Source organism: Ewingella americana ATCC 33852 (assembly GCF_000735345.1).
In the GTDB taxonomy this organism is placed as follows: Bacteria; Pseudomonadota; Gammaproteobacteria; order Enterobacterales; family Enterobacteriaceae; genus Ewingella; species Ewingella americana.
This window is the reverse complement of record NZ_JMPJ01000066.1, coordinates 17,583-37,925: the sequence shown is the minus strand read 5'-3', so window position 1 is coordinate 37,925 and position 20,343 is coordinate 17,583. Positions and strand designations below refer to the sequence as shown.

At 50.7% G+C, this 20,343-nt stretch carries 32 protein-coding genes; 30 read left to right on the top strand and 2 right to left on the bottom strand.

The window, feature by feature from the left end; genetic code table 11:
- Positions 1–81: 81 nt before the first annotated feature.
- The 4 genes from kefG (at position 82) to slyD (ending at position 3,486) form a co-directional block, all read left to right on the top strand.
- A complete protein-coding gene (gene kefG, locus GEAM_RS16815) occupies positions 82–636 on the top strand; it encodes a glutathione-regulated potassium-efflux system ancillary protein KefG (protein ID WP_034793715.1) in 555 nt (184 codons plus the stop codon).
- Positions 636–2,444: a glutathione-regulated potassium-efflux system protein KefB gene (kefB, locus tag GEAM_RS16810; RefSeq protein ID WP_034793713.1), complete on the top strand. Its 1,809-nt coding sequence runs from the start codon at positions 636–638 to the stop codon at positions 2,442–2,444. Before kefG ends, kefB begins: the two co-directional genes overlap by 1 nt.
- A 113-nt stretch (positions 2,445–2,557) precedes the next feature.
- Positions 2,558–2,761 carry a YheV family putative zinc ribbon protein gene (locus GEAM_RS16805; protein WP_034793711.1) on the top strand — a complete coding sequence of 68 codons (204 nt, stop codon included), beginning with the start codon at positions 2,558–2,560 and terminating at the stop codon, positions 2,759–2,761.
- Positions 2,762–2,880: 119 nt separating this feature from the next.
- The gene (slyD, locus tag GEAM_RS16800; RefSeq protein ID WP_034793709.1) at positions 2,881–3,486 is read left to right on the top strand and encodes a peptidylprolyl isomerase; all 606 of its coding nucleotides are present in this window, start codon (positions 2,881–2,883) and stop codon (positions 3,484–3,486) included.
- A gap of 74 nt (positions 3,487–3,560) precedes the next feature.
- On the opposite strand, the gene GEAM_RS16795 is transcribed toward slyD, so the two are convergent.
- On the bottom strand, positions 3,561–3,779 hold the full coding sequence (locus GEAM_RS16795; RefSeq protein WP_034793707.1) for a protein SlyX: 219 nt from the start codon (positions 3,777–3,779) through the stop codon (positions 3,561–3,563).
- A gap of 244 nt (positions 3,780–4,023) precedes the next feature.
- Between GEAM_RS16795 and fkpA the strand changes: the two genes are divergently transcribed.
- From fkpA to bfr, 11 genes are all read left to right on the top strand, one after another.
- Positions 4,024–4,881, top strand: coding sequence for an FKBP-type peptidyl-prolyl cis-trans isomerase (gene fkpA / locus GEAM_RS16790; RefSeq protein WP_034793706.1), 858 nt, complete (start codon positions 4,024–4,026; stop codon positions 4,879–4,881).
- 275 nt (positions 4,882–5,156) lie between these two features.
- Positions 5,157–5,879 (top strand): helix-turn-helix transcriptional regulator, encoded by a 723-nt coding sequence (locus GEAM_RS16785; protein ID WP_034793705.1) that lies wholly within the window; start codon positions 5,157–5,159, stop codon positions 5,877–5,879.
- Positions 5,880–5,881: 2 nt separating this feature from the next.
- The gene (tusD, locus tag GEAM_RS16780; RefSeq protein WP_072009924.1) at positions 5,882–6,268 is read left to right on the top strand and encodes a sulfurtransferase complex subunit TusD; all 387 of its coding nucleotides are present in this window, start codon (positions 5,882–5,884) and stop codon (positions 6,266–6,268) included.
- Positions 6,269–6,288: 20 nt separating this feature from the next.
- Positions 6,289–6,648, top strand: coding sequence for a sulfurtransferase complex subunit TusC (gene tusC / locus GEAM_RS16775; RefSeq protein ID WP_034793703.1), 360 nt, complete (start codon positions 6,289–6,291; stop codon positions 6,646–6,648).
- A 13-nt stretch (positions 6,649–6,661) separates the two neighbouring features.
- Positions 6,662–6,949 carry a sulfurtransferase complex subunit TusB gene (tusB, locus tag GEAM_RS16770; protein ID WP_034793701.1) on the top strand — a complete coding sequence of 96 codons (288 nt, stop codon included), beginning with the start codon at positions 6,662–6,664 and terminating at the stop codon, positions 6,947–6,949.
- A 143-nt stretch (positions 6,950–7,092) separates the two neighbouring features.
- Positions 7,093–7,467: a 30S ribosomal protein S12 gene (gene rpsL / locus GEAM_RS16765; protein ID WP_013573668.1), complete on the top strand. Its 375-nt coding sequence runs from the start codon at positions 7,093–7,095 to the stop codon at positions 7,465–7,467.
- 96 nt (positions 7,468–7,563) lie between these two features.
- Positions 7,564–8,034, top strand: coding sequence for a 30S ribosomal protein S7 (gene rpsG, locus GEAM_RS16760; RefSeq protein ID WP_005969574.1), 471 nt, complete (start codon positions 7,564–7,566; stop codon positions 8,032–8,034).
- Positions 8,035–8,130: 96 nt separating this feature from the next.
- Positions 8,131–10,245, top strand: coding sequence for an elongation factor G (fusA, locus tag GEAM_RS16755; protein ID WP_034793696.1), 2,115 nt, complete (start codon positions 8,131–8,133; stop codon positions 10,243–10,245).
- A gap of 71 nt (positions 10,246–10,316) precedes the next feature.
- Complete coding sequence (tuf, locus tag GEAM_RS16750; RefSeq protein WP_034793695.1) at positions 10,317–11,501, top strand: elongation factor Tu; 1,185 nt, start codon at positions 10,317–10,319, stop codon at positions 11,499–11,501.
- A 122-nt stretch (positions 11,502–11,623) separates the two neighbouring features.
- On the top strand, positions 11,624–11,818 hold the full coding sequence (gene bfd, locus GEAM_RS22835; RefSeq protein WP_072009917.1) for a bacterioferritin-associated ferredoxin: 195 nt from the start codon (positions 11,624–11,626) through the stop codon (positions 11,816–11,818).
- An 84-nt stretch (positions 11,819–11,902) separates the two neighbouring features.
- Positions 11,903–12,385: a bacterioferritin gene (gene bfr, locus GEAM_RS16745; RefSeq protein ID WP_034793694.1), complete on the top strand. Its 483-nt coding sequence runs from the start codon at positions 11,903–11,905 to the stop codon at positions 12,383–12,385.
- A gap of 9 nt (positions 12,386–12,394) precedes the next feature.
- On the opposite strand, the gene GEAM_RS16740 is transcribed toward bfr, so the two are convergent.
- Positions 12,395–13,225, bottom strand: coding sequence for a prepilin peptidase (locus GEAM_RS16740; protein ID WP_034793693.1), 831 nt, complete (start codon positions 13,223–13,225; stop codon positions 12,395–12,397).
- A 394-nt stretch (positions 13,226–13,619) separates the two neighbouring features.
- On the opposite strand from GEAM_RS16740, the gene rpsJ reads away from it, so the two are divergent.
- The 15 genes from rpsJ (at position 13,620) to rpsN (ending at position 20,321) form a co-directional block, all read left to right on the top strand.
- Entirely contained in the window at positions 13,620–13,931 is a 312-nt protein-coding gene (gene rpsJ / locus GEAM_RS16735) for a 30S ribosomal protein S10 (protein WP_009639175.1), read from the top strand.
- A gap of 33 nt (positions 13,932–13,964) precedes the next feature.
- On the top strand, positions 13,965–14,594 hold the full coding sequence (gene rplC, locus GEAM_RS16730; RefSeq protein WP_013573687.1) for a 50S ribosomal protein L3: 630 nt from the start codon (positions 13,965–13,967) through the stop codon (positions 14,592–14,594).
- 16 nt (positions 14,595–14,610) lie between these two features.
- Positions 14,611–15,216 carry a 50S ribosomal protein L4 gene (gene rplD / locus GEAM_RS16725; protein ID WP_034793692.1) on the top strand — a complete coding sequence of 202 codons (606 nt, stop codon included), beginning with the start codon at positions 14,611–14,613 and terminating at the stop codon, positions 15,214–15,216.
- Complete coding sequence (gene rplW, locus GEAM_RS16720) at positions 15,213–15,515, top strand: 50S ribosomal protein L23 (RefSeq protein WP_034793691.1); 303 nt, start codon at positions 15,213–15,215, stop codon at positions 15,513–15,515. Before rplD ends, rplW begins: the two co-directional genes overlap by 4 nt.
- Before the next feature lie 18 nt (positions 15,516–15,533).
- A complete protein-coding gene (rplB, locus tag GEAM_RS16715) occupies positions 15,534–16,358 on the top strand; it encodes a 50S ribosomal protein L2 (protein WP_034793690.1) in 825 nt (274 codons plus the stop codon).
- A gap of 14 nt (positions 16,359–16,372) precedes the next feature.
- Positions 16,373–16,651 carry a 30S ribosomal protein S19 gene (gene rpsS / locus GEAM_RS16710; RefSeq protein WP_004929772.1) on the top strand — a complete coding sequence of 93 codons (279 nt, stop codon included), beginning with the start codon at positions 16,373–16,375 and terminating at the stop codon, positions 16,649–16,651.
- A gap of 14 nt (positions 16,652–16,665) precedes the next feature.
- Positions 16,666–16,998 carry a 50S ribosomal protein L22 gene (gene rplV / locus GEAM_RS16705; RefSeq protein WP_004391423.1) on the top strand — a complete coding sequence of 111 codons (333 nt, stop codon included), beginning with the start codon at positions 16,666–16,668 and terminating at the stop codon, positions 16,996–16,998.
- 17 nt (positions 16,999–17,015) lie between these two features.
- Positions 17,016–17,714, top strand: coding sequence for a 30S ribosomal protein S3 (rpsC, locus tag GEAM_RS16700; protein ID WP_004929766.1), 699 nt, complete (start codon positions 17,016–17,018; stop codon positions 17,712–17,714).
- Positions 17,715–17,726: 12 nt separating this feature from the next.
- On the top strand, positions 17,727–18,137 hold the full coding sequence (gene rplP, locus GEAM_RS16695) for a 50S ribosomal protein L16 (RefSeq protein WP_009639183.1): 411 nt from the start codon (positions 17,727–17,729) through the stop codon (positions 18,135–18,137).
- The gene (gene rpmC, locus GEAM_RS16690; protein WP_013573692.1) at positions 18,137–18,328 is read left to right on the top strand and encodes a 50S ribosomal protein L29; all 192 of its coding nucleotides are present in this window, start codon (positions 18,137–18,139) and stop codon (positions 18,326–18,328) included. The genes rplP and rpmC overlap by 1 nt, the downstream gene beginning before the upstream one ends.
- Positions 18,328–18,582, top strand: coding sequence for a 30S ribosomal protein S17 (rpsQ, locus tag GEAM_RS16685; RefSeq protein WP_009639185.1), 255 nt, complete (start codon positions 18,328–18,330; stop codon positions 18,580–18,582). The genes rpmC and rpsQ overlap by 1 nt, the downstream gene beginning before the upstream one ends.
- A gap of 169 nt (positions 18,583–18,751) precedes the next feature.
- Complete coding sequence (gene rplN / locus GEAM_RS16680) at positions 18,752–19,123, top strand: 50S ribosomal protein L14 (protein ID WP_008457164.1); 372 nt, start codon at positions 18,752–18,754, stop codon at positions 19,121–19,123.
- Between the two features lie 10 nt (positions 19,124–19,133).
- A complete protein-coding gene (gene rplX, locus GEAM_RS16675; protein WP_034793679.1) occupies positions 19,134–19,448 on the top strand; it encodes a 50S ribosomal protein L24 in 315 nt (104 codons plus the stop codon).
- 14 nt (positions 19,449–19,462) lie between these two features.
- Positions 19,463–20,002, top strand: a complete 540-nt coding sequence (rplE, locus tag GEAM_RS16670; RefSeq protein WP_034793676.1) for a 50S ribosomal protein L5 — start codon at positions 19,463–19,465, stop codon at positions 20,000–20,002.
- Positions 20,003–20,015: 13 nt separating this feature from the next.
- Positions 20,016–20,321, top strand: a complete 306-nt coding sequence (rpsN, locus tag GEAM_RS16665; protein ID WP_013573696.1) for a 30S ribosomal protein S14 — start codon at positions 20,016–20,018, stop codon at positions 20,319–20,321.
- Positions 20,322–20,343 lie beyond the last annotated feature (22 nt).

Genomic DNA, 20,343 nt, shown 5'->3' with positions numbered 1-20,343 from the left:
AGACGTATTGCGTCCTATTTTTAGTCTTTGCGAAGCATGGTAACGGAAAAACCGCACCCTGACGACGCTTTGGAGGTATTGATGTCGCAGCCACCAAAGGTTTTGCTGCTGTATGCCCACCCGGAATCGCCCGATTCGGTCGCCAACTGCGTTTTGTTGCAACAAGCGCAGCAATTAGAGCATGTCACCGTTCACGATTTGTACGCCCACTACCCCGATTTTTTCATCGATATTCACCGCGAACAACAGCTGTTACGCGATCATAAAGTGATTGTTTTTCAACATCCTCTTTATACCTATAGCTGCCCAGCGCTGCTAAAAGAGTGGATGGATCGCGTCTTGGCTCGCGGCTTTGCCAGCGGCGCAGGCGGCAACGCGCTGCGGGGAAAGTATTGGCGCTCGGTGGTCACCACCGGCGAGCCGGAGGGTGCCTATAAGGCGGGCGGCTATAACCGCTACCCGATGTCGGACATTATGCGTCCCTTCGAGCTGACCTCGGCGATGTGCCATATGCACTGGATGACGCCGATTATCATCTATTGGGCCCGCCGCCAGAAACCTGATGTTTTACATAGCCATGCGCAGGCTTACGGCGATTGGTTAAGGTCTCCACTGCCACACGGAGGCAATCAATAATGGACGGTTCGAATCTTCCGGCGGCGATTTTGCTGTTTCTGTTCGCTGCCGTGGTTGCTGTACCCATTGCCCAGAAATTGGGCATTGGCGCGGTGCTCGGCTACCTGCTGGCTGGGATTGCCATCGGCCCGTGGGGGCTAGGTTTTATTCGCGACGTGGATGAAATTCTGCACTTCTCCGAGCTTGGGGTGGTGTTCCTGATGTTTATCATCGGGCTGGAGCTGAACCCCGGCAAGCTGTGGGAGCTGCGCAGGCAGATCTTCGGCGTGGGGGCGGGGCAGGTGATCTTGACCGCCGCGGTGCTGGGCGGGCTGCTCTATCTGACCGACTTCGCATGGCAAGCGGCGCTGATTGGCGGTATTGGTCTAGCGATGTCTTCCACCGCCATGGCCCTGCAATTGATGCGCGACAAGAGCATGACTCGCAACGAAGGCGGGCAGCTCGGCTTCGCGGTTTTACTGTTTCAGGATATCGCGGTTATCCCCGCGCTGGCGCTGATCCCTCTGCTGGCCGGTGGCCCGGAAGGCACCAATAACTGGGGTATGATTGGCCTGAAGGTGCTGGCGTTTGCCGGCATGCTGATTGGCGGGCGTTTCCTGCTGCGACCGATTTTCCGCCTGATTGTGGCCTCTGGCGTGCGCGAAGTATTCACCGCCGCCGCGCTGCTGTTGGTGCTCGGCTCGGCGCTGTTTATGGATTCACTCGGCTTCTCCATGGCCCTCGGGACCTTTATCGCCGGGGTGCTGTTGGCGGAAAGTGAGTATCAGCACGAACTGGAAATCGCTATCGAGCCGTTTAAGGGTTTACTGCTCGGGCTGTTCTTTATCTCGGTCGGCATGGCGCTCAACCTTGGCGTGCTTTACACCCACGTGCTGGAAGTGCTGATTGGCGTGGTGGTGCTGGTGTCGATCAAAGGCACGGTGCTGTATACGCTGGCGCGGGTGTTTGGCATTCGCACCTCGGTCAGGCTGCAATTCTCGGCGGTGCTCAGTCAGGGCGGAGAGTTCGCCTTCGTGCTGTTCTCGGCCGCTGGTGCGCAGAAGGTCATCTCTTCCTCGCAGCTCTCCCTGCTGTTGGTGGTGGTGACGCTGTCGATGATGACCACGCCGCTGCTGATGCAGGCGGTGGATAAGATTCTGGTGCGCCGCTACAACGATAATGAAGAGAGCGACGAGAAGCACTTCGTGCAGGATGACCAGCCGCAGGTGATTATCGTCGGCTTCGGGCGTTTTGGTCAGGTAATTGGCCGCCTGCTGATGGCCAACAAGAAGCGCATTACCGTGCTGGAGCGAGATATCAGCGCCGTCGGCCTGATGCGCACCTATGGGTATAAGGTCTATTACGGCGATGCCACCGAGCTAGAATTGCTCAGAGCCTCCGGCGCGGAGAAGGCCAAATCTATCGTTATTACCTGTAATGAGCCGGAAGATACGATGGAAATCGTGCATCTGTGCCAGCAGCATTTCCCGCACCTGAATATTCTGGCGCGTGCTCGCGGACGTGTTGAGGCCCACGAGCTATTGCAGGCGGGCGTGACTCACTTCTCGCGTGAAACTTTCTCTAGTGCGCTGGAGTTAGGCAAGAAGACGCTGGTGACGCTGGGGATGCATCCGCACAGCGCCTATCGCGCGCAGCAGCACTTTCGCCGACTGGATATGCGCATGTTGCGCGAGCTGGTGCCGCAAAACCGTGGCGACGTGGCGCAGATTTCCCGTGTGAAAGAGGCACGACGCGAGCTGGAAGATATCTTCCAAAGCGAAATGCACAACGAGCGCCGCCAGCTGGATGGCTGGGACGACGACGAATAAGCCGGGTTTATGGTATTTGGGAAGTCCGGCGGATAAATTTTTTTTTGCAAAACGTTTCACCTGCCCCCATGTATAAAGCAGGCGCAAGACGCGACATTTTTGGAGAGTAAGTCATGGCTACAACCCGTAAACGTTTCATCGCTGGCGCCGTTTGCCCGCAATGTAAGGCGCTGGATACCCTCGCTTTATGGATTGAAGATCAGGTTGAGGTGGTCGAGTGCATCAAGTGCGGTTTGCATAAACGCCAGACCGATGAGCAGGTAGATAAAACCTTGCGCCGCGACGAACAAGTTATCGGTATTTTTGATCCGAAGTAGCGTTAATAGTCGCGTTTTTTGTATGCTATCAGGTACAGAGGCGCGGATTTCCGTTACACTCTTCGCCAAATTTATTCGGCACTGTTGTTGTCATTCAGTTTCCAACGGTAGGAGTTATCATGAAAGTAGCAAAAGACCTGGTCGTCAGCGTGGCATATCAGGTACGTACAGAAGACGGTGTGTTGGTTGATGAATCACCGGTGAGCGCACCGTTGGATTATCTGCACGGTCATGGTTCCCTGATCTCCGGTCTGGAAACCGCGCTGGATGGTCATGCAGTCGGTGACAAATTCGACGTGCACGTTGGCGCCAACGACGCTTACGGCAACTACGACGAAAACCTGGTACAACGCGTTCCTAAAGACGTGTTCATGGGTGTTGAAGAGCTGGAAGTGGGTATGCGTTTCCTGGCTGACACCGATCAGGGTCCAGTTCCGGTCGAAATCACTGAAGTTGACGGCGACCACGTCGTTGTTGACGGTAACCACATGCTGGCGGGTCAGAACCTGAACTTCCACGTAGAAGTGGTAGCAATTCGCGAAGCTACGGCTGAAGAGCTAGCTCACGGCCACGTTCACGGCGAGCACGGTCATGACCATGGTCACGACCACGACCATGACCACGGCGGTTGCTGCGGCGGCCACGGTCACAGCCATGATCACGATCACGGCCATGACCACGGCAGCAAAGGCGGTTGCGGTAACGGCGGATGTGGTTGCCACTAAGGCACACTGAGTCTTTAAAGCGAAAAAGGCACCCAATGGGTGCCTTTTTTGTTGCTGCGGCGTGAGTCTGTGGCTTAGTAATGCGGCGGCGGCGTCTCTTCCGACTGATCGGCGATTTGCGACGGCTGCGACGCGCGCAGTTTATCGGTCAATAAGCGCAGGTGGTCATGCAGCCGACTCATTTCTAACTGGTGTGATGTGACGATGTGATTGAGTTCATCAATGGTCACTTCCTGAAATGCCAGACGGCTTTCTAGCATCTCTAAACGTTTCTCGATGGCGCTCTGGTCCATGGGTTTCACCTCTTATGCTGCAATGGACGGATTCTACCTGCAAATGCGGGGAATTACCTGACGGGCTGTCTGAGAGTTTTCGTATTTTAAGGAAATTAAGAAACTTATTGTCGCAAAAAGGTTCTGAATAATACGCTATTGGTTAGTATAGAGATTGTCTTGTTCGAACATGGACAGTTATAGTAACCGCCGTACTTTCGTTATTGTTACCTGAGGCTACGTGCTTCAGGTCTTGGAGAAATGGATGAAATCACTGTTTAAAGTAACACTGTTAGCGACCACCATGGCACTGGCACTGAATGCGACGCAGGCCATGGCAGATGATGCAGCAAAAGCTGCTCCAGCTCCTGCCGCTGCACCAGCCGCCGCCGCACCGGCAGCGACTGATACAACTAAGTTTAAAAGTGATGATGAGCAGGCTGCTTACGCGCTGGGTGCTTCACTTGGCCGCTACATGGACAATTCTCTGAAAGAACAAGAGAAATTGGGCATCAAACTGGACAAAGACCAGTTGATCGCTGGTGTACAAGACGCGTTTGCGAACAAGAGCAAACTGTCTGACGCCGACATCGAAAAAACGCTGCAAACTTTCGAAGGCCGCGTGAAGGCTTCTGCTCAAGCTAAAGTTGAACAAGACGCTAAAGCTAACGCAGAGAAAGGCGACAAATTCCGTGCTGACTTCGCCAAAACTAAAGGCGTGAAGAAAACTGAATCTGGCCTGCTGTATCAGGTAGAAAAACCAGGTACTGGCGAAGTGCCGAAAGACAGCGACACCGTGGTTGTTAACTACAAAGGTACTCTGACCGACGGTACTGAGTTCGACAACTCTTACACTCGTGGCGAGCCACTGTCCTTCCGTCTTGACGGCGTGATCCCAGGCTGGACCGAAGGTCTGAAGCACGTTAAGAAAGGCGGTAAAATCAAGCTGGTCATTCCACCAGACTTGGCTTACGGCAAAACTGGCGTCCCTGGCATCCCAGCTAACTCTACTCTGGTCTTCGACGTAGAACTGCTGGACGTTAAAGCCGCGCCTAAAGCTGACCCGAAAGCGGCTGAACAGCCAGCTGACGATGCAGCCGCAGCAGCCCCTAAAGCAAACTAATCTGTTTTAGCTGCTCTGAGAAAACCGTCGCTATACGCGGCGGTTTTTTTTGCCTAAAAGATTAATTCTGGCTGTGACCCTCATTTTACTGCGGTTACTCTATGATGATCACTTGACGCGTTTGCCTGTCGAGCATAACGTCACTATTCCATGTGATCTCAAGGGTGTCTGTCTGCCTGCCTGTTTACAGCAGTGGAGGGCAGTGAAGGCCCCGAATATTGATTGATGCGTATTGCTGGTCTCAAGCGAGCGCAATGTAGAGGGTGGTAGCTTCGATGTCTAATTCGCTTATATCTGGCGAAACCGGCGAACTGGATTTGCTGGACCAACGTCCTTTCACTCAGACCGACCACGAAATTCTCACCTCCTATGAGGCGGTAGTCGATGGTTTGGCGATGCTTATCGGCGAGCACTGTGAAATTGTTCTGCATTCTCTAGAAGACTTGAAATGCTCGGCGATTAGAATTGCCAATGGTGAACATACCGGGCGTAAAATCGGCTCGCCGATTACCGACTTGGCGCTGCGCATGCTGCACGATATGACAGGTGCCGACAGCAATGTGTCGAAGGCCTATTTCACTCGCGCCAAAAGCGGCGTGTTGATGAAGTCGGTGACTATCGCCATTCGCAACCGCGAACAGCGAGTGATTGGCCTGCTGTGTATCAACATGAACCTCGACGTGCCTTTCTCGCAAATCATGCAGACCTTTATGCCGCCAGAAACGCAGGAAGTGGCCCCTTCGGTGAACTTCGCCTCGTCAGTTGATGACTTGGTGGCGCAGACGCTGGAATTCACCATTGAAGAGGTGAATGCTGACCGCAATGTGTCGAATAACGCCAAGAATCGTCAGGTGGTTCTGAATCTTTACGAGAAAGGCATTTTTGATATCAAAGATGCGATTAATCAGGTGGCAGATCGCCTGAACATCTCCAAGCACACGGTTTATCTCTATATCCGCCAGTTTAAGAGCGGCGATCTGGTGGGGAACGAACGTTGAAACTGCGTTATTGCCTGCTGGTGACCGGCCCTGCTTATGGCACGCAACAAGCCAGCGCGGCCTATCAATTTGCTCTGGCGCTGTTAGCCGCCGGGCATCAGTTAGACAGCATCTTTTTCTATCGCGAAGGCGTTTTGAATGGCAACCAGCTTTCAGCGCCGGCTTCTGACGAGTTCGATTTAGTGCGCGCTTGGCAGCGATTAGCCGTCGACAACCAAGTGGCGCTGAATGTCTGCGTAGCCGCGGCGCTGCGCCGTGGCGTGATTGATGGCGATGAAGCCCGTAATCAGGGCGGTGAGTTTGCTAACCTGCAATCAGGTTTTGCCTTGACCGGGCTGGGAAGTTTGGCCGAAGCGTCGCTGACCTGCGACCGGCTAGTGCAGTTTTAAATACAAGGTGTGAATCCAAAATGAAAAAAGTCGCCTTTATTTTTACGCATGGGCCACACGGCAGTTCAGCGGGCAGGGAAGGGCTTGATGCCTTGCTCGCCACCTCAGCATTAACTGAAGACATTGGCGTGTTCTTTGTCGGCGATGGCGTATTTCAGCTGTTACCCAACCAACAGCCAGAAAAAATTCTTTCGCGTAATTATATCGTAACTTACGGCGTTTTATCCTTATACGATATTGACCAGTGTTTCATCTGCGCGGAGTCATTGGCGTCGCGCGGATTGTCGAGTGTGAACAACTGGGTGCTGGATGTTGAGACGCTGGCCGCGGAAGAATTACGCGCTAAGTTAGCGGAATACGATGTCGTGATGACATTTTAAGGCAGGATGAAACATGCTTTTTACCTTAGCAAATTCCCCCCAAGCTTGTGATTTCCCCACACTTGTTAGTCTGATTGGCTCACAAGACGCCTTACTGCTGATGCAAGACGGCGTGCTGGCGGCCTTGAAAGACAGCGCGGCGCACCAATATCTAGCTACAGCAGAACATTCGGTTTATGCCTTATGTGAAGATCTCGCCGCCAGAGGATTGGTTGGTCAAATTTCACACAATATTACGCTGATCGACTATACTGGTTTCGTTGCGCTGACTGAAAAGCACCCCCAGCAAATCGCATGGTGATTATCTCCAACGCTGTATATTTCTTGACACCTTTGTAGGTCAGCCCTAAAATTCTGCGTCCCCATATTAGCTCATGCTGTATATGGGGTGATTTAACACGCGTTTACAAAGTAGTTTATGAACCAAAATCCAGGAGCTTTTTAATGGCAACAATTAATCAGCTGGTACGCAAACCACGCTCTACGAAGGTTGCTAAAAGCAACGTTCCAGCGCTGGAAGCTTGCCCGCAGAAACGTGGCGTATGTACTCGTGTATATACCACCACTCCTAAGAAACCAAACTCCGCACTGCGTAAAGTATGCCGTGTGCGTTTGACTAACGGTTTTGAAGTTACCTCCTACATCGGCGGTGAAGGTCACAACCTGCAGGAACACTCCGTGATCCTGATCCGTGGCGGTCGTGTAAAAGACTTGCCAGGTGTGCGTTATCACACCGTCCGTGGCGCGCTGGACTGTTCAGGCGTTAAGGATCGTAAGCAATCTCGTTCTAAATACGGCGTCAAGAAGCCGAAGTCTTAATGGTTCTCCGTTAAGTAAGGCCAAACATTTTTACATTAATGTCAAAATAAACTCTTTGAGTTTTGGACAATCCTGAATTAACAACGGAGTATTTCCATGCCACGTCGTCGCGTCATTGGTCAACGTAAAATCCTGCCAGATCCTAAGTTCGGGTCCGAACTGCTGGCTAAATTCGTAAACATTCTGATGGTAGATGGTAAAAAATCTACTGCAGAAGCAATCGTCTACACTGCTCTTGAGACCCTGGCTCAACGTAGCGGTAAAGGCCACCTGGAAGCTTTCGAAGTCGCTCTGGACAACGTTCGTCCGACTGTCGAAGTTAAGTCCCGCCGCGTAGGTGGTTCTACTTATCAGGTTCCAGTTGAAGTACGTCCGGTTCGTCGTAATGCCCTGGCAATGCGTTGGATCGTTGAAGCTGCTCGTAAACGCGGTGATAAATCCATGGCTCTTCGCCTGGCGAACGAACTTTCTGACGCAGCAGAGAACAAAGGTACTGCTGTTAAGAAACGTGAAGACGTTCACCGTATGGCTGAAGCCAACAAGGCGTTCGCCCACTACCGCTGGTAATCACTTCGCAGTAGTTATGCTAACCAAGCGGGCGCTTCAAGAAGCCAACCCGCTTGGGTTAACTGAACTTGAACGTCCTAGTTATAGAGGAATCAAATGGCTCGTAAAACACCCATTGAGCGCTACCGTAACATTGGTATCAGTGCTCACATCGACGCCGGTAAAACGACCACTACCGAACGTGTTCTGTTCTACACCGGTGTAAACCACAAAATCGGTGAAGTTCATGATGGCGCAGCTACCATGGACTGGATGGAGCAAGAACAGGAACGTGGTATTACCATCACGTCCGCTGCTACCACCTGTTACTGGGCTGGTATGGCTAAGCAGTTCGAACCACACCACATCAACATCATCGACACCCCAGGGCACGTTGACTTCACCATCGAAGTTGAACGTTCCATGCGTGTTCTTGATGGCGCGGTAATGGTTTACTGTGCTGTTGGTGGTGTTCAGCCACAGTCTGAGACCGTATGGCGTCAGGCAAACAAATATAAAGTTCCTCGTATCGCGTTCGTTAACAAAATGGACCGTATGGGTGCTAACTTCCTGAAAGTTGTTGATCAGATTGAAAAACGTCTGGGCGCAACTCCGGTGCCTCTGCAACTGGCAATCGGCGCGGAAGAGAAATTCACCGGTGTTGTTGACCTGGTGAAGATGAAAGCTATCAACTGGAACGAAGCTGATCAGGGCGTGACCTTCGAATACGAAGAGATCCCAGCTGACATGCAAGAACTGGCTGAAGAATGGCATCAGAAACTGGTTGAGTCCGCTGCTGAAGGCTCTGATGAGCTGATGGAGAAATTCTTTGGTGGCGAAGAGCTGACCGAAGAAGAGATCAAAACTTCTCTGCGTAAGCGCGTTCTGAACAACGAAATCATCCTGGTTACCTGTGGTTCTGCGTTTAAAAACAAAGGTGTACAGGCAATGCTGGATGCTGTTGTTGAGTATCTGCCAGCACCAACTGACGTTGAAGCTATCAACGGTATGTTGGATGACGGTAAAGACACTCCAGCAGTTCGTCACTCTGATGATGCTGAGCCGTTCTCTGCACTGGCGTTCAAAATCGCAACTGACCCATTCGTGGGTAACTTGACGTTCTTCCGTGTTTACTCCGGTCTCGTCAACTCAGGTGACACTGTATTTAACCCAGTGAAATCTCAGCGCGAACGTCTGGGCCGTATCGTTCAGATGCACGCTAACAAGCGTGAAGAAATCAAAGAAGTACGTGCAGGCGACATCGCTGCGGCAATCGGTCTGAAAGACGTAACTACCGGTGACACTCTGTGTGATCCAGAAAATGTGATCATCCTGGAGCGTATGGAGTTCCCTGAGCCGGTTATCTCCGTTGCGGTAGAACCAAAAACCAAAGCTGACCAAGAAAAAATGGGTCTGGCTCTGGGCCGTCTGGCGAAAGAAGACCCATCATTCCGCGTATGGACTGACGAAGAATCTGGTCAGACTATCATCGCAGGTATGGGTGAGCTTCACCTGGACATCCTGGTTGACCGTATGCGTCGCGAATTTAACGTTGAAGCGAACGTCGGTAAGCCACAAGTAGCTTACCGTGAAGCGATTCGCGGCAAAGTTACCGACATCGAAGGTAAACACGCCAAGCAGTCTGGTGGTCGTGGTCAGTACGGTCACGTTGTGATCGATATGTATCCGTTGGAGCCAGGCTCAAATCCGAAAGGTTACGAGTTCGTCAACGAGATCAAAGGTGGTGTAATTCCAACTGAATTCATCTCTGCGATCGACAAAGGCTTCCAAGAGCAGCTGAAGTCTGGTCCACTGGCGGGTTACCCGGTAGTAGATCTGGGCGTGCGTCTGCACTTCGGTTCATACCATGACGTTGACTCCTCTGAGCTGGCGTTTAAACTGGCCGCTTCTATCGCCTTCAAAGATGGCTTTAAGAAAGCGAAACCAGTTCTGCTTGAGCCGATCATGAAGGTTGAAGTAGAAACTCCGGAAGAGAACACTGGTGATGTCATCGGTGACCTTAGCCGTCGTCGTGGTCAACTGAAAGGTCAGGAATCCAACGCTACTGGCGTTCAGATTCACGCTGAAGTTCCGTTGTCCGAGATGTTCGGATACGCAACTCAACTGCGTTCTCTGACCAAAGGCCGTGCTTCTTACTCCATGGAGTTCCTGAAGTACGATGATGCGCCGAACAACGTCGCTCAGGCCGTTATTGAAGCTCGTGGCAAATAAGCCACTGGTTTAAACACAATGATCCAGTGCTCTCTCTATGAAGGGGGAGCACAAGAGTAAGGAATATAGCCGTGTCTAAAGAAAAATTTGAACGTACAAAACCGCACGTTAACGTTGGTACTATCGGCCACGTTGACCACGGTAAAACTACCCTGACTGCTGCAATCACCACCGTTCTGGCTAAAACCTACGGCGGTTCTGCTCGTGCATTCGACCAGATCGATAACGCACCAGAAGAAAAAGCTCGTGGTATCACCATCAACACTTCTCACGTTGAATATGACACCCCAAGCCGTCACTACGCGCACGTAGACTGCCCAGGACACGCCGACTATGTGAAAAACATGATCACCGGTGCTGCTCAGATGGACGGCGCGATCCTGGTTGTTGCTGCAACTGATGGCCCTATGCCACAGACTCGTGAGCACATCCTGTTGGGTCGCCAGGTTGGCGTTCCATTCATGATCGTATTCATGAACAAATGCGACATGGTTGATGACGAAGAGCTGCTGGAACTGGTAGAAATGGAAGTTCGCGAACTTCTGTCTGCTTACGATTTCCCAGGCGACGACATCCCAGTTGTTAAAGGTTCAGCGCTGAAAGCACTGGAAGGCGAAGCAGAGTGGGAAGCTAAGATCATCGAGCTGGCTGGCCACCTGGATAGCTACATCCCAGAACCAGAGCGTGCGATTGACAAGCCATTCCTGCTGCCAATCGAAGACGTATTCTCCATCTCCGGTCGTGGTACCGTTGTTACCGGTCGTGTAGAGCGCGGTATCATCAAAGTTGGCGAAGAAGTTGAAATCGTTGGTATCAAGGACACTGTTAAGTCTACTTGTACTGGCGTTGAAATGTTCCGCAAACTGCTGGACGAAGGCCGTGCCGGTGAGAACGTTGGTGTTCTGCTGCGTGGTATCAAGCGTGAAGACATCGAACGTGGTCAGGTTCTGGCTAAACCAGGTTCAATCAAACCACACACCAAATTTGACTCAGAAGTTTATATCCTGAGCAAAGATGAAGGCGGCCGTCATACTCCGTTCTTCAAAGGCTACCGTCCACAGTTCTACTTCCGTACAACTGACGTGACCGGTACCATCGAACTGCCAGAAGGCGTAGAGATGGTAATGCCAGGTGACAACATCAACATGGTAGTTACCCTGATCCACCCAATCGCGATGGATGACGGTCTGCGTTTCGCAATCCGTGAAGGTGGCCGTACCGTTGGTGCAGGCGTTGTTGCTAAAGTTCTCGCTTAATCGCTGATAACTTCTGCAATATAAAAGAGGGTGCTTCGGCACCCTTTTTTTATACCTGAGCGTTGCAATAGTAACGATTCTCATTTACAGTTAGTTCAGGTTTTGTTCGATGTGTGGTTTCTATGTACGTGTGTTTATGTAATAGCGTTAGTGATAAAACAATCCGTCAGGCAGTTCGTCGCTATCAGCCTCAAACGTTTCAACAGCTCAGAAATTTTGTTCCGGTAGGTACGCAGTGCGGTAAATGTATCCGTGTCGCGCGCCAGATAATGGAAGACGAATTGCAGCAGATACCACAGTTCGACAATATCGCTTAAAAATACCTCGCCAAAAGTAAGCCTTTTCTTTGACTTACTCTGAACCGGATCTACGCTTTAGATACCGGAACGGAGGAGTTACCTATGAAAGGCGATAAAAAAGTCATTGCACACCTCAATAAACTTCTTGGAAATGAACTGGTTGCGATTAACCAGTATTTTTTGCACGCCCGATTGTTCAAAAACTGGGGTCTGATGCGACTCAATGGCATCGAATACCATGAGTCAATTGATGAGATGAAGCATGCGGACCTCTATATTGAGCGCATTCTCTTCTTGGAAGGCATTCCCAACCTGCAAGATCTCGGCAAACTCAATATCGGGGAAGATGTTGAAGAGATGCTGAAATCAGATTTACTGTTGGAACTCGACGGAGCCAAAGACCTGCGTGAGGCAATTGCCTATGCAGATTCAGTCCATGACTACGTTAGCCGTGATTTGATGATCAACATCCTCGCTGATGAAGAGCACCACATTGACTGGATCGAAACCGAGCTCGAACTCATCGGCCGCGTCGGCATTCAGAATTACATTCAGTCCCAGCTCAAAGAAGAATCCCAGAAATAGCCATGCGTCTCATTGAAACATCAGCCAGACAGATTCGCTCTGCTGGCTGACATATACCAGCAACCCGGCAGAAGCTAAACTCGGTCCAAACGGAATTTGCTTGGTCATTTGGTTTCTCCCTTTACTCACCAGCGCAAATATCATTCCCGTAAGTGCGGCCAATATGCACAGGCGCGGCAACATCTGCCAGCCAACCCAGGCGCCCAACGCCGCAAGCAACTTGAAGTCGCCATATCCCATTCCTTCCTTGCCCGTGATCGCCTTCACCGCCCAATATAAAAGCCACAAAGCAAGATACCCGGCAGCTGCGCCATAGACCGCATCTTGCAGCGGTACCTTTCCCGAAACTGAATGAACCAGCAATCCTATCCAGAGCAATGGCAACGTCAGGCTATCTGGCAGCAAGTAGGTTGCAAGGTCAATCAGGCTCAACGCCAGCAGGAACCAAAACAGTATCAGCGTGGCGAATAGAGTCGCTGGGTCGGGGAGCATCAAAGCAAGCGCCAGAAAGCCAGCTGCGCAAAACCCCTCAGTCAACGGGTAAGAAGGGGAGATCGCACCATGGCAGTAATGGCACCTACCTTGCAAAATCACCCAACTCAGCAATGGGATGTTTTGCCAATACCGCAACGCATGTTTGCAGGCAGGGCAGTGGGAAGCGGGGAAGCAAAGATTAAACGTGTCTTTGCTCTTTCCTTCCGCTCGGCCAATAGCCATCGGGAGCCGGTAAACCACCACATTAAGAAAGCTGCCGGCGAGAAGGCCGAGCAAGGTGATGCAGCTGTGGTAAGGCCATCCCTGAGAGAGTGCTGCACGACTCAATAACTGCCATTCATCCATTTTGACTTCTTCCATGAAGTGTATTGAAGCCCAATTATTGGCTAATTCTTCAGCGCAAGGTATCAGCAGAGAGGGGAGGGGACGAGAGATTTTTGCCTTTGAACGGACTTAAAATGCCGTTCTGCGATCTGTGCTGGAAAGTGATGAGTGCAAAATAAAAGCATTTTGTTTGCCGTATTGGTTGCTTCCTATCGCTATTTACGTATAATGCGCGGGCTTACCTAATCTTGGTAAGTCTAATTCGATAAGGATTAGTTGATTAGCAATGCTGTACCGCTAATCAAACAATACTCCCGATATGGGGGTTATATGAAGAACGATTACACTCTCCCATCAATCGAAATGGGTTTGAGGAGTAATTATTTACGTTTAAAATAATTGGAGCTCTGGTCTCATGCAGAACCAAAGAATCCGTATCCGCCTGAAAGCGTTTGATCATCGTTTGATCGATCAATCAACTGCGGAAATCGTTGAGACTGCGAAGCGCACTGGTGCGCAAGTTCGTGGTCCAATCCCGCTGCCGACCCGCAAAGAGCGCTTTACCATTCTGATTTCTCCGCACGTCAATAAAGATGCGCGCGATCAGTATGAGATTCGCACTCACAAGCGTCTGGTTGACATCGTTGAGCCAACCGAGAAAACCGTTGATGCTCTGATGCGTCTGGATCTGGCTGCTGGTGTAGACGTGCAGATCAGCCTGGGTTAATCAGGGTCATTGAGCGATTGAGAGGTTGAAACAATGATTGGTTTAGTCGGTAAAAAAGTGGGTATGACACGTATCTTCACTGAAGATGGTGTTTCTATCCCAGTAACCGTTATCGAAATTGAAGCAAACCGCGTTACTCAGGTCAAAGACCTGGACAACGACGGTTACCGTGCTGTGCAAGTTACTACTGGTAGCAAAAAAGCTAACCGTGTAACTAAACCAGAAGCGGGTCACTTCGCTAAAGCTGGCGTAGAAGCTGGCCGCGGTCTGTGGGAATTCCGCCTTGCAGAAGGTGAAGAATTTACTGCAGGTCAGAACATTAGCGTTGAAATTTTCGCAGACGTTAAGAAAGTAGATGTTACCGGTACTTCTAAAGGTAAAGGTTTTGCTGGCACAGTTAAGCGCTGGAATTTCCGTACCCAAGACGCTACCCACGGTAACTCCTTGTCTCACCGTGTTCCGGGTTCTATCGGTCAGAACCAGACTCCGGGCAAAGTGTTCAAAGGCAAGAAAATGGCAGGCCAACTGGGTAACGAGCGTGTAACCGTTCAAAGCCTGGACGTAGTACGTGTTGACGCTGAGCGCAACCTGCTGCTGGTCAAGGGTGCTGTTCCGGGTGCTACCGGTGGCAACCTGATCGTTAAACCTGCTGTTAAGGCTTAACGTCGAGGAGATAGGAATGGAATTAGTAGTGAAAGACGCGCAAAGCGCGCTGACTGTTTCCGAAACTACCTTCGGGCGTGATTTCAATGAAGCGCTGGTACACCAGGTCGTTGTTGCGTATGCAGCAGGTGCCCGTCAAGGTACTCGCGCTCAGAAGACCCGTGCTGAAGTAACTGGTTCCGGTAAAAAACCTTGGCGTCAGAAAGGTACTGGCCGTGCGCGTTCAGGTTCTGTAAAGAGCCCGATCTGGCGTTCCGGTGGTGTAACCTTCGCTGCAAAGCCACAGGACCACAGTCAAAAAGTAAATAAAAAGATGTACCGCGGCGCGCTGAAAAGCATTCTGTCCGAACTGGTACGTCAAGATCGCTTGATCGTAGTCGAGCAGTTCTCTGTAGAAGCGCCTAAAACTAAGCTGCTGGCACAGAAACTGAAAGACATGGCTCTGGAAGACGTGCTGATTGTAACTGGCGAAGTCGACGAGAACCTGTTCCTGGCCGCACGCAACCTGTACAAGGTTGATGTACGTGATGTTGCAGGTATCGATCCAGTAAGCCTGATCGCCTTCGACAAAGTCGTTATGACTTCTGACGCGGTGAAGCAAGTTGAGGAGATGCTGGCATGATTCGTGAAGAACGTCTGCTGAAAGTGCTGCGCGCGCCGCACGTTTCTGAAAAAGCTTCTACTGCGATGGAAAAGAACAACACCATCGTTCTCAAAGTTGCCAAAGACGCGACTAAAGCAGAAATCAAAGCTGCGGTTAAGAAACTGTTTGAAGTCGAAGTCGAAGACGTTAACACCCTGCTTGTTAAAGGCAAAGTGAAGCGTCACGGTCAGCGTGTTGGTCGTCGTAGCGACTGGAAAAAAGCTTACGTTACCCTGAAAGAAGGCCAGAATCTGGACTTCATCAGCGGCGCAGAGTAAGTCGGAGGAGTTTGAACAATGGCAATTGTTAAATGTAAACCTACATCTCCGGGCCGCCGCCATGTTGTTAAAGTGGTTAACCAGGAGTTGCACAAGGGTAAACCTTATGCCCCGCTGCTTGAAAAACTGAGCAAAAGCGGTGGTCGTAACAACAATGGCCGTATCACCACCCGTCATATCGGTGGTGGCCACAAGCAGCATTATCGTCTGGTTGACTTCAAACGCAACAAAGACGGTATCGCAGCAGTGGTTGAGCGTCTGGAGTACGATCCGAACCGTTCAGCGAATATCGCTCTGGTTCTGTACAAAGACGGCGAACGCCGTTATATCCTGGCGCCGAAAGGCCTGAAAGTGGGTGACCAGATCCAATCTGGTGTTGATGCAGCAATTAAGACAGGTAACGCCCTGCCTATGCGCAACATCCCAGTAGGTTCAACGGTTCACAACGTAGAAATGAAACCAGGTAAGGGTGGCCAAATGGCTCGTTCTGCTGGTGCCTACGTTCAGATCGTTGCACGTGACGGTTCCTACGTAACTCTGCGTCTGCGCTCTGGCGAAATGCGTAAAGTTCAAGTTGATTGCCGCGCCACCTTAGGTGAAGTCGGTAACGCTGAACATATGCTTCGCGTTCTGGGTAAAGCAGGTGCTGCACGTTGGCGTGGTATTCGTCCTACCGTTCGCGGTACTGCGATGAACCCAGTCGATCACCCACACGGTGGTGGTGAAGGTCGTAACTTTGGTAAGCACCCGGTAACCCCGTGGGGCGTTCAGACCAAAGGTAAGAAGACCCGTAGCAACAAGCGTACTGATAAATTCATTGTACGTCGCCGTAGCAAAAAATAATTAGAGGATAAGCCATGCCACGTTCTCTCAAGAAAGGTCCTTTTATTGACCTGCACTTGCTGAAGAAGGTAGAGAAAGCGGTGGAAAGCGGTGACAAGAAGCCTTTGCGCACTTGGTCCCGTCGTTCAACGATCTTTCCTAACATGATCGGTTTGACCATCGCTGTCCATAATGGTCGTCAGCACGTACCAGTATTTGTTTCCGACGAAATGGTCGGTCACAAACTGGGTGAATTCGCGCCGACTCGTACTTATCGCGGCCATGCGGCTGATAAAAAAGCTAAAAAGCGCTAAGGTAGGAGGAAGAGATGGAAACTATCGCTAAACATCGCCACGCTCGTTCTTCTGCTCAGAAGGTTCGCCTTGTTGCTGACCTGATCCGCGGTAAGAAAGTGTCGCAAGCTCTGGAAACTTTGGCCTACACCAACAAGAAAGCTGCTGGTTTGGTTAAGAAGGTACTAGAGTCTGCCATTGCTAACGCAGAACACAACGATGGCGCTGACATCGATGATCTGAAAGTCACGAAGATTTTCGTAGACGAAGGCCCAAGCATGAAGCGCATTATGCCGCGTGCTAAAGGTCGTGCAGATCGCATTCTGAAGCGCACCAGCCACATTACTGTGGTTGTGTCCGATCGCTGAGACTCTGGAGACTAGCAATGGGTCAGAAAGTACATCCTAATGGTATTCGACTAGGTATTGTCAAACCTTGGAACTCTACTTGGTATGCAAATACCAAAGAATTCGCTGACAACCTGGACAGCGACTTTAAAGTTCGCCAGTTCTTGACTAAAGAATTGTCGAAAGCTTCCGTTTCTCGCATCGTTATCGAGCGTCCAGCGAAGAGCATCCGTGTAACTATTCACACCGCTCGTCCTGGCATCGTTATCGGCAAGAAAGGTGAAGATGTCGAAAAACTGCGTAAGGTCGTAGCGGATATCGCTGGCGTTCCTGCGCAAATTAACATCGCCGAAGTCCGCAAGCCGGAACTTGACGCTAAATTGGTTGCTGACAGCATCACTTCACAGCTGGAACGTCGCGTTATGTTCCGTCGTGCTATGAAGCGTGCTGTACAGAACGCAATGCGTCTTGGCGCTAAAGGTATCAAAGTTGAAGTAAGCGGCCGTCTTGGCGGTGCTGAAATCGCGCGTACCGAATGGTACCGTGAAGGTCGTGTTCCGTTGCACACTCTGCGTGCGGATATCGATTACAACACATCTGAAGCGCACACCACTTATGGTGTAATCGGCGTTAAGGTATGGATCTTCAAAGGTGAGATCCTGGGTGGTATGGCTGCAGTTGAACAACCGGAACCGGCTGCTCAACCTAAAAAGCAGCAGCGTAAAGGCCGCAAGTAAGGAGAGTCGCTGATGTTACAACCAAAGCGTACAAAATTCCGTAAGGTGCATAAAGGCCGCAACCGTGGTCTTGCGCAAGGTACGGATGTGAGCTTCGGCACTTACGGTCTGAAAGCTGTTGGCCGTGGTCGTCTGACTGCTCGTCAAATTGAAGCAGCACGTCGTGCGATGACCCGTGCAGTTAAGCGTCAAGGTAAGATCTGGATCCGTGTATTCCCGGACAAACCGATCACCGAGAAGCCACTGGAAGTTCGTATGGGTAAAGGTAAAGGTAACGTGGAGTATTGGGTTGCCTTGATCCAGCCTGGTAAAGTCCTGTACGAAATGGACGGTGTGCCTGAAGAGCTGGCTCGTGAAGCCTTCCAGCTGGCAGCAGCCAAACTGCCTATCAAAACCACCTTTGTAACTAAGACGGTGATGTAATGAAAGCACAAGAGCTGCGCGAAAAAAGCGTGGAAGAGCTGAACACTGAGCTTCTTAACCTTTTGCGTGAGCAGTTTAACCTGCGCATGCAAACGGCAAGTGGCCAGTTGCAGCAAACACACCTGTTGAAACAAGTGCGTCGTGATGTTGCACGTGTGAAGACTTTACTGACTGAAAAGGCGGGTGCGTAATGAGTGACAAGATCCGTACTCTGCAAGGTCGTGTTATCAGTGACAAAATGGAGAAATCCATCGTTGTTGCGATTGAACGTTTCGTGAAACACCCAATCTACGGTAAATTCATCAAGCGTACGACTAAGCTGCACGTACATGACGAGAACAACGAATGCGGTATCGGCGACGTCGTTGAAATTAGCGAATGCCGTCCGCTGTCTAAGACTAAGTCTTGGACACTGGTTCGCGTTGTAGAGAAAGCGATTCTGTAATAGACTCGTCGTCTCAAAAATAGATAAACGGCTCATAACTGTGGGCCGTTTATTTTTTCTACCCATAATCTGGAACCGGTGTTATAATGCCGCGCCCTCATTTATGGGGATTTCTTAACGACCTATTCCTGGGTCCTAAAGTTGTAGTTGACATTAGCGGAGCACTAACATGATCCAAGAACAGACTATGCTGACCGTGGCCGACAACTCCGGTGCACGTCGCGTAATGTGTATCAAGGTTCTAGGTGGCTCGCACCGTCGCTACGCAGGCGTCGGCGACATCATCAAAATTACCATCAAGGAAGCAATTCCTCGCGGTAAGGTGAAGAAAGGCGATGTGCTGAAGGCGGTAGTGGTGCGCACCAAGAAGGGTGTTCGTCGCCCGGACGGTTCTGTCATTCGCTTCGATGGTAATGCATGCGTTATTTTAAACAATAACAGCGAGCAGCCAATCGGCACGCGTATTTTTGGGCCGGTAACTCGTGAACTGCGTAATGAGAAGTTCATGAAAATTATCTCTCTGGCACCAGAAGTACTCTAAGGAGCGAACCATGGCAGCGAAAATCCGTCGTGATGACGAAGTTATCCTGCTTACCGGCAAAGATAAAGGTAAGCGCGGTAAAGTAAAAAATGTCCTGTCTTCTGGTAAGGTCATTGTTGAAGGTATCAACCTGGTTAAGAAACATCAGAAGCCTGTCCCGGCTCTGAACCAACCAGGCGGCATCGTTGAAAAAGAAGCTGCAATTCAGGTTTCTAACGTTGCTATCTTCAACGCGGCAACCGGTAAGGCTGACCGTGTAGGCTTTAGATTCGAAGACGGCAAAAAAGTCCGTTTCTTCAAGTCTAACAGCGAAACTATCAAGTAATTTGGAGTAGTACGATGGCGAAACTGCATGATTACTACAAAGACGATGTCGTAAAAAAACTCATGACTGAGTTTGGTTACAATTCTGTCATGCAAGTCCCTCGGGTCGAGAAGATCACCCTGAACATGGGTGTAGGTGAAGCGATCGCTGACAAGAAACTGCTGGATAACGCAGCAGCTGACCTGGCAGCAATCTCCGGTCAAAAACCGTTGATCACCAAAGCACGCAAATCAGTTGCAGGCTTCAAAATCCGTCAGGGCTATCCGATCGGCTGTAAAGTAACTCTGCGTGGCGAACGCATGTGGGAGTTCTTTGAGCGTCTGGTCTCTATTGCTGTTCCACGTATTCGTGACTTCCGCGGCTTGTCTGCTAAGTCTTTCGATGGTCGTGGTAACTACAGCATGGGCGTGCGTGAACAGATCATCTTCCCGGAAATCGATTATGATAAAGTCGATCGCGTTCGTGGTTTAGATATTACTATCACCACTACTGCGAAATCCGATGATGAAGGCCGCGCTCTGCTGGCTGCCTTTAACTTCCCGTTCCGCAAGTAAGGCAGGGTTACTAATGGCTAAGCAATCCATGAAAGCACGCGAAGTCGTTCGCGTGAAACTGGCTGACAAGTACCGCGCTAAACGCGAGGAATTGAAAGCTATTATCTCTGGTGTGAACTCTTCCGACGAAGATCGTTGGGATGCGGTTCTTAAGCTGCAGTCTCTGCCGCGTGATTCCAGCCCGTCTCGTCAGCGTAACCGCTGCCGTCAAACTGGTCGTCCGCATGCTTTCCTGCGGAAGTTCGGGTTGAGCCGTATTAAGGTCCGTGAAGCCGCTATGCGCGGTGAAATTCCGGGTCTTAAAAAGGCTAGCTGGTAATTTTCACCAATTGAATCACGGG